Annotated in this window: 9 protein-coding genes and 1 pseudogene; 4 read left to right on the top strand and 6 right to left on the bottom strand. The window is 32.4% G+C overall.

Annotated elements, in window-relative coordinates:
• Positions 1 to 121 precede the first annotated feature (121 nt).
• From ruvX to ACIQ2J_RS13390, 3 genes are read right to left on the bottom strand one after another with little or no spacing between them, the layout of a single operon-like run.
• Positions 122 to 541 (bottom strand): Holliday junction resolvase RuvX, encoded by a 420-nt coding sequence (gene ruvX, locus ACIQ2J_RS13380; protein WP_396170702.1) that lies wholly within the window; start codon positions 539 to 541, stop codon positions 122 to 124.
• 6 nt (positions 542 to 547) lie between these two features.
• Positions 548 to 829: a type II toxin-antitoxin system RelE/ParE family toxin gene (locus tag ACIQ2J_RS13385; RefSeq protein ID WP_396170704.1), complete on the bottom strand. Its 282-nt coding sequence runs from the start codon at positions 827 to 829 to the stop codon at positions 548 to 550.
• On the bottom strand, positions 810 to 1,052 hold the full coding sequence (locus ACIQ2J_RS13390) for a hypothetical protein (RefSeq protein WP_396170706.1): 243 nt from the start codon (positions 1,050 to 1,052) through the stop codon (positions 810 to 812). The genes ACIQ2J_RS13385 and ACIQ2J_RS13390 overlap by 20 nt, the downstream gene beginning before the upstream one ends.
• Positions 1,053 to 1,145: 93 nt before the next feature.
• Between ACIQ2J_RS13390 and ACIQ2J_RS13395 the strand changes: the two genes are divergently transcribed.
• Entirely contained in the window at positions 1,146 to 1,961 is an 816-nt protein-coding gene (locus ACIQ2J_RS13395) for a 2,3,4,5-tetrahydropyridine-2,6-dicarboxylate N-succinyltransferase (RefSeq protein WP_396170708.1), read from the top strand.
• An 11-nt stretch (positions 1,962 to 1,972) separates the two neighbouring features.
• Positions 1,973 to 2,527, top strand: a complete 555-nt coding sequence (locus ACIQ2J_RS13400; RefSeq protein ID WP_396170710.1) for a class I SAM-dependent methyltransferase — start codon at positions 1,973 to 1,975, stop codon at positions 2,525 to 2,527.
• Between the two features lies 1 nt (position 2,528).
• Here ACIQ2J_RS13400 and ACIQ2J_RS13405 read toward each other — a convergent pair whose 3' ends face one another.
• Positions 2,529 to 3,284 carry a lipopolysaccharide kinase InaA family protein gene (locus ACIQ2J_RS13405; protein ID WP_396170712.1) on the bottom strand — a complete coding sequence of 252 codons (756 nt, stop codon included), beginning with the start codon at positions 3,282 to 3,284 and terminating at the stop codon, positions 2,529 to 2,531.
• A 64-nt stretch (positions 3,285 to 3,348) separates the two neighbouring features.
• Here ACIQ2J_RS13405 and ACIQ2J_RS13410 point away from each other — a divergent pair, with 64 nt between their 5' ends.
• The gene (locus ACIQ2J_RS13410) at positions 3,349 to 4,413 is read left to right on the top strand and encodes a glycosyltransferase family 9 protein (RefSeq protein WP_396170715.1); all 1,065 of its coding nucleotides are present in this window, start codon (positions 3,349 to 3,351) and stop codon (positions 4,411 to 4,413) included.
• Between the two features lie 104 nt (positions 4,414 to 4,517).
• Here ACIQ2J_RS13410 and ACIQ2J_RS13415 read toward each other — a convergent pair whose 3' ends face one another.
• Positions 4,518 to 5,336, bottom strand: a complete 819-nt coding sequence (locus ACIQ2J_RS13415; RefSeq protein ID WP_396170717.1) for a glycosyltransferase family 2 protein — start codon at positions 5,334 to 5,336, stop codon at positions 4,518 to 4,520.
• Between the two features lie 52 nt (positions 5,337 to 5,388).
• Here ACIQ2J_RS13415 and ACIQ2J_RS13420 point away from each other — a divergent pair, with 52 nt between their 5' ends.
• On the top strand, positions 5,389 to 6,126 hold the full coding sequence (locus tag ACIQ2J_RS13420; RefSeq protein ID WP_396170719.1) for a glycosyltransferase family 2 protein: 738 nt from the start codon (positions 5,389 to 5,391) through the stop codon (positions 6,124 to 6,126).
• On the opposite strand, the pseudogene ACIQ2J_RS13425 reads toward ACIQ2J_RS13420, so the two are convergent.
• Positions 6,118 to 6,326 (bottom strand): annotated as a pseudogene (locus tag ACIQ2J_RS13425) (polysaccharide deacetylase family protein); the annotation flags it as partial. The gene ACIQ2J_RS13420 and the pseudogene ACIQ2J_RS13425 sit on opposite strands and share 9 nt — an antisense overlap.

Consider the following 6,326-nt stretch of genomic DNA (forward strand, 5'->3'; position numbering starts at 1 on the left):
AAAAGTAACAAAAAACGCTTTTAGTTGGAAAGAATGGGTGATTTAATTTAGAACGAATAAATTAAAATTAGATATTCAATAATGGGGGAACAATTGCTATTAAGGATAGCTTGGGGTTGCATTAAGTAATTTTAAATCGCAATAAATAATCTTGCAGCATTATAGTTGCTGCAATTTCATCGACTAATGCTTTGTTTTGACGTTGTTTTTTATTGAGTCCGCTATCAATCATGGTTTGGAATGCCATTTTGGATGTAAATCGCTCGTCCGAACGTTCCAAAGACATCTCAGGAAATTCTTTTTTAAATTTAGACACAAATTTCTCAATGATTTCGGTACTTTCAGAAGGTTGTCCGTTCATTTGTTTGGGCTCACCAATCAAAACTTTGCCTACTTTTTCTTTGGTAAAATAGTCTTTCAAAAAAGCAATAGCAGTTTCGGATGGAATGGTGGTTAATCCCGAAGCAATAATTTGCAATTCGTCGGTAACGGCAATTCCGGTGCGTTTCATTCCGTAGTCAATGGCTAAAATTCTTGGCATATTGGGTTATAAAGATTGTTTGTATTTGATAAATCCGAAGACATTTACGACATTTAATTTGACATCAATTTCATAAACACAAGTATAGCCTTTAAAAACATAATCTCTAATAGTTTCATTATCAAAATAAATAGATTTTTTAAACGAAAAAGGATGCTTTAAATCTTTCTTTAAATTCTTTATAATATCTTTTCGGAATTTTAATGCTGCTCGAGGTTTGTCTTTGTAAATAAAATGAACTTGACTTATTAAATCGTTTTGAAACTTTTTACTTAATTTTATTGTCATTTTTAGCAAAAATTTCATCCATCATTAAATCTAACTCGTCTAAGGAGCAAAATTCAGCAGTACCATTTTTAATATTTGCCAATTCCACCTCCAACTTTTTTTTATTTTCTTCAAAAAAAGGGTCTTGCCTAACAATTTTCAATTCTTCTGATGAAAAAGAACTCAAAAATTCTAAGATTTTGTCTTTAATTTGGGGCTGAAATTCCAATCTAATTACTTCCATAATCAAAATTTTAAAATACAAATATATATATTTTCAAGTCAATTTGGTTTTTGATTTTGGTTAAAAATCCTATATTTGTGAAAAATATAAACCATGATTCATTTACAACCTACCATAGAAAAGGCTTGGGAAAACCGAGAATTACTTAAAGAAGAAACTACTATAAACGCCATTAAAGAAGTTATTTACGCTTTAGACAATGGCAGTTTGCGTGTTGCTGAACCAACAGACAAAGGTTGGCAGGTTAACGAATGGGTTAAAAAAGCAGTGGTTATGTATTTTCCAATTCAAAAAATGGAAACCCATGAAGTTGGTATTTTTGAATACCACGATAAAATGTTGTTAAAAACTGGTTATGCCGAAAAAGGAATTCGAGTGGTTCCTCCAGCGGTTGCTCGTTATGGTGCTTATATTTCGAAAGGGGTAATTTTAATGCCTAGTTATGTAAATATTGGTGCTTATGTTGATGAAGGGACAATGGTAGACACCTGGGCAACCGTAGGAAGTTGTGCTCAAATTGGTAAAAACGTGCATCTTTCAGGTGGTGTTGGAATTGGTGGTGTCCTTGAACCATTACAAGCGGCTCCAGTAATCATTGAAGACGGTGCTTTTATTGGCTCGAGATGTATCGTGGTGGAAGGTGTTCGCATTGAAAAAGAAGCCGTTCTTGGTGCTAATGTTTGCCTTACCGCCTCTACTAAAATTATTGACGTTACCGGAAGCGAACCTATTGAATATAAAGGATATGTACCGGCTCGTTCGGTGGTAATTCCCGGAAGTTATACTAAGAAATTTGCCGCAGGAGATTTTCAAGTTCCTTGCGCTTTAATAATTGGACAACGCAAACCTTCAACCGACTTAAAGACTTCTTTAAATGATGCTTTAAGAGAGTATGATGTAGCGGTTTAAATGAAACGCCTATGAAGAACACCATTCGATGGATTAAAAAGAAATTTTCTTGGAATTTGAAATATTTTCAAGGAAAATGGAAATTTATGGAAACTGAAAACATTAGATACGAATCTATTTACAAACTGATAAATGTAAAGGATACGAAATATGCTATTCTAGATTTGGGTTGTGGCTATGGGACACTTTTAAAATATTTTAAGAAAGAAGACTACTCTAATTATCTTGGTGTTGACTTAAGTAATTACGTTATATCAAAAGCAAAAAAAAGAAACTATTTAAAAAGTGATTTCCTATCTTACAACATTCAAAAATTTACTCCACAAACTAAATTTGATGTAATTATTTTTAATGAAGTAATATATTATTTAGATAATCCTTTAAAAGAATTGGTTAGATATTCTAACTATTTAAACGAAGGTGGTTTTATTATTATCTCGATTTTTGGGGTACGCGAAGATTTAATTGAACAATTTAAAGAAAAATTAAATTTAGAAAGCCATGTTACTATTAAAAAGGACGATAGATTGATATGGGGATTAAGTAAGTTTACAAAAAAAATATAACTTATTTCCCTATTCTTCTTTTTAAATACTTCTTTCGAGCAGTTTTTCTTTTGAATTGTTGGGATTTTTCCATTAAAATGGATAACAATTTATCTTCGGGTTCATTACTTAATTGTGCATATTTTTTTGCAATAATTTGAACCATACCTTTAGATAACCACATTTTTTTGAAATTATCCATTCGTTGTTCCATTGATAGATTTTCAAATTTCATCCGGTTTAAATCCACCAGAAAAAAATCATAGTTGCTATTGCCTTTGCTTACAATTAAAGTATTTCCTGGAGAATGGTCTAGAAAATTGACGTTTGCTTCGTGCATTTTAAAAGTAAATTCGGTGAATTGCTCTAAAACTTGCTTTCGTTCTGGAAATAATGGATCGTGAATTAACTCCCGAATCGTAAAATCATACTCTAGTTGGTGGCAGATATAGAAACTCTCTCCTAGCAATCCTAAACTATTTCGTTCTTCAATAAAAGCAACCGGAAATGGTGTTGGAATGCCGTGCTCTAATAAATAATTGGCATAATCAAACGATCGTTTGGCCTTGGTGCTTCTAAAAAAAGAATAAATAAGCGATTTAAAAATTCCAGGTTTCTGAAAAAACTTAATACTTACCTTTTCCGTTCCTAGAAAATTAGTTTTTATGGTATTGCGCGAACCTTTCACAACCAAATCCCCTTCTCCAAAAAAAGTTTTAACTAATTGAAGAATAGCCTCTTCTTGATTTTTATATTTTGGATGAATGGTAATTCGCACAATGTTTCTATTTTATTTGGGTTAAAAGTATAAAAAATAGTACTTTGCACCAAGAATTACTTTTATGAAGAAAATTTTAATCATACAAAACAAACGAATTGGCGATGTGCTAATTAGTTCGGTTATTGCAAATAATTACAAAGCAAAATACCCCGATAGCGAAGTGCATTTAATGGCTTACGACTTTACTCATGGGGTAATACAGAACAATCCCAACATTGACAAAATCATTTCCATCAACGAAAAAGAGTTGAAGAAATTTGGCAATTTGATTAAAATGATTTTCCAAGTTCGTCGCGAAAAATATGATATTATTTTTGATCCGTATTCCAAATTGCAAAGCCGATTAATTTGTAAATTTGGAGGAGCAACCCAAACGGTTGGCCATAAAAGCCGCAAGAAAATTGGAAATTTAGGCTACTACACCCACCCTGTTGGAATTTTAGAAACTAAAACTCAAATTTGCGGAAAAGCCATTGAAGATCGCATTCATTTATTGCAACAGGTGGATACTTTTGAAAAGATCAACTACGAACCTAAGATATTCCTTACGGAAGAAGAACAGCAATTTCGAGTTCCAGAGAACTACCAAGACAAAAAAATAATCATGCTCGGCATTTTAGGAAGCACCCCTCAAAAATCGATGCCTTACGAATATATTGCTCAAATTATTGACCATATTGCGAGCACTTTCGATTGTTATTTGCTTTTTAATTATGCTCCAAATCAGAAAGCTGAAGCCGATAAAATTTATGCTTTATGTCAAAATAAAGCCAACATCATTTTGGATATTTATGCGCCGAGTATTCGGGATTTTGCAGTATTGATGAACCAATGTGCGGTTTTGGTTTCTAATGAAGGAGGAACTGTTCATATTGCCAAAGCGTTGAACAAACCTACCTTCACTCTATTTTCGCCTTACATCAACAAGGACGATTGGAGTAGTTTTGAAGATGGGAAATTCCACAAATCGGTTCATTTGTTGGATTTTTTACCCAATGCCATTTCGGAATTGTCTTACGAGCAAAACAAAGAAATTGAGAGAAATCCAAGAGAATTGTATTTGAAATTAACTCCAGCAATGATTTTACCTGAATTGGATTCCTTTTTGAAGGATAACTTACAATAAAATTAATATTTGAAAAAAATTAAACCATTAAGGAATTAAGGTTTATTAAGCAGAAATTACTTAATGAAACTTGTATCTTAATGGTAAAAAAAACTATTTAAAAATTACTTTTTCACTATCCCGAAATCGGTCCAAGTGCTTTTTAAGTCTTTGGTTTCTTTACGGATTTGTAGGTTTTTTTCAATCATTTCGGGTTTAACATAACCTCGAGCATGATCTAAGTGTATACATACAGTGGAATATCTTATTTGTTTGGTTTGGATGCCAAGATTCAATAATCGTTCACCAAATTCACGGTCTTCACCGCCATATTGCATACGTTCGTCAAAGCCATTTACAGCAAAAAAATCTTTTTTCCAGCCCGATGCATTATGTCCGTTCCAACTGGCGGTAGTAGGCGTTATACAGTTCAAGAGAGAACTTCGCAATCCGTTAGAAATAAACTTACTATTTTTAAAAGAGAAATTAATTCCGTTGTTTTTCAACCATTTAATATCAAAACATTTACCCGAATAAATATCTTCTTTGGTAATATTTTCGGATAAATCCAGAGGTAGTTTATAATATCCTCCAGATAAAAAATACCCTTCTTCACGTTGCTTTATGTGTTGTTCAATAAAATCTTCGCGAGGAATGCAATCGCCATCGGTCATCAAAATATAATCGGTGGAAGTAGCAAAAATGGCTTTGTTGAGAATAATTGTTTTTTGAAAACCAGTATCTTCATGCCATACATGAATTATAGGATAAAAAACTTCCTTTTGGATTTCTTCAATGCAGTTTTTGGTTCTTTCGTCCGAACCATCATCGGCAATGATTACTTCAAAATTTCTATAGGTTTGGGTATTGTATCCATAAAGCACTTTTTTCAACCATTCGGGAGAATTATAGGTACTTATAATAACTGAAATATCTTTCTTCATTGCATTGCAAAGATAAAATATTTTTTTTAAGTTTGAGCTCTACAATTAGACTATGCAAACCATTACTGTAATACTTCCTGCTTATAACGAAAAAGACTACATTCAGGACTGTTTGCAATCGGTTTCGTTTGCAAATCAGGTAATTCTTATAGATTCGTTTAGTACCGATACTACTGTAGAAATTGCTGAAAAATTTAATTGTGAAATCCTGCAACGCAAGTTTGATAATTTTTCCAATCAAAAAAATGAAGCTATAAAACATGCTACTTCCGATTGGATTTTATTCATTGATGCCGACGAACGAGTTACCCAAAAATTGAAATTTGAAATTTTGGAAACCATCAATAATCCAAAGCACGATGCCTATAAGATAAAGTTTCCACACTTTTACATGAACCGTTTTTTATACCATACCGAAAATAAAGTAGTTAGATTGGTAAAGAATTCTAACATTCATTTTGAAGGACAAGTACATGAAAAATTAATGCACCCTGGAACCGTTGGCTTATTGCAAAATTTCATGATTCATTATACCTACAAAGGCTTGTTTCATTACATCAAGAAGAAAGATTCTTATGCTTGGTTTCAGGCAAAAATGGCCAAAGACAAAAACAAATCGGCCAATTATTTTCATTTAGTTTTCAAACCTTTTTACAGATTTTTTCACACCTACATCATCCGAAGAGGATTCATGGATGGCGTTCCCGGTTTAGCCGTTGCCTCTATTGATGCTTATGGCGTTTTCTCCAGATACGTGAAAATGATTTTGATTGATAAAGGTTTAAAATAATCGCAATTTCCCTAAGCGTAACTTCCATTTAAAAGCAAACAAACTGTCTTCTCCTTTAATATCAATTCGTTGCACTTCAAATTTATTTTTAAACGGAAATTTATTTACTCTGTTTCCAATTCGGAAAGCCATTTGAATATTGTTTTTTTCTAAAATTTGAAAGAAAACCTCTTTAGCACTTCCTTTTCTAGGATAATTCC

Source organism: Flavobacterium sp., from assembly GCF_044357305.1.
In the GTDB taxonomy this organism is placed as follows: Bacteria; Bacteroidota; Bacteroidia; order Flavobacteriales; family Flavobacteriaceae; genus Flavobacterium.

Excerpts from the sequence above, each read along its gene's own strand:
- ACIQ2J_RS13420 (WP_396170719.1), top strand. The coding sequence starts at position 5,389 with ATGCAAACCATTACTGTAATACTTCCTGCTTATAACGAAAAAGACTAC.
- ruvX (WP_396170702.1), bottom strand. The coding sequence starts at position 541 with ATGCCAAGAATTTTAGCCATTGACTACGGAATGAAACGCACCGGAATT.
- ACIQ2J_RS13415 (WP_396170717.1), bottom strand. The coding sequence starts at position 5,336 with ATGAAGAAAGATATTTCAGTTATTATAAGTACCTATAATTCTCCCGAA.
- ACIQ2J_RS13400 (WP_396170710.1), top strand. The coding sequence starts at position 1,973 with ATGAAGAACACCATTCGATGGATTAAAAAGAAATTTTCTTGGAATTTG.
- ACIQ2J_RS13410 (WP_396170715.1), top strand. The coding sequence starts at position 3,349 with ATGAAGAAAATTTTAATCATACAAAACAAACGAATTGGCGATGTGCTA.
- ACIQ2J_RS13390 (WP_396170706.1), bottom strand. The coding sequence starts at position 1,052 with ATGGAAGTAATTAGATTGGAATTTCAGCCCCAAATTAAAGACAAAATC.
- ACIQ2J_RS13385 (WP_396170704.1), bottom strand. The coding sequence starts at position 829 with ATGACAATAAAATTAAGTAAAAAGTTTCAAAACGATTTAATAAGTCAA.
- ACIQ2J_RS13395 (WP_396170708.1), top strand. The coding sequence starts at position 1,146 with ATGATTCATTTACAACCTACCATAGAAAAGGCTTGGGAAAACCGAGAA.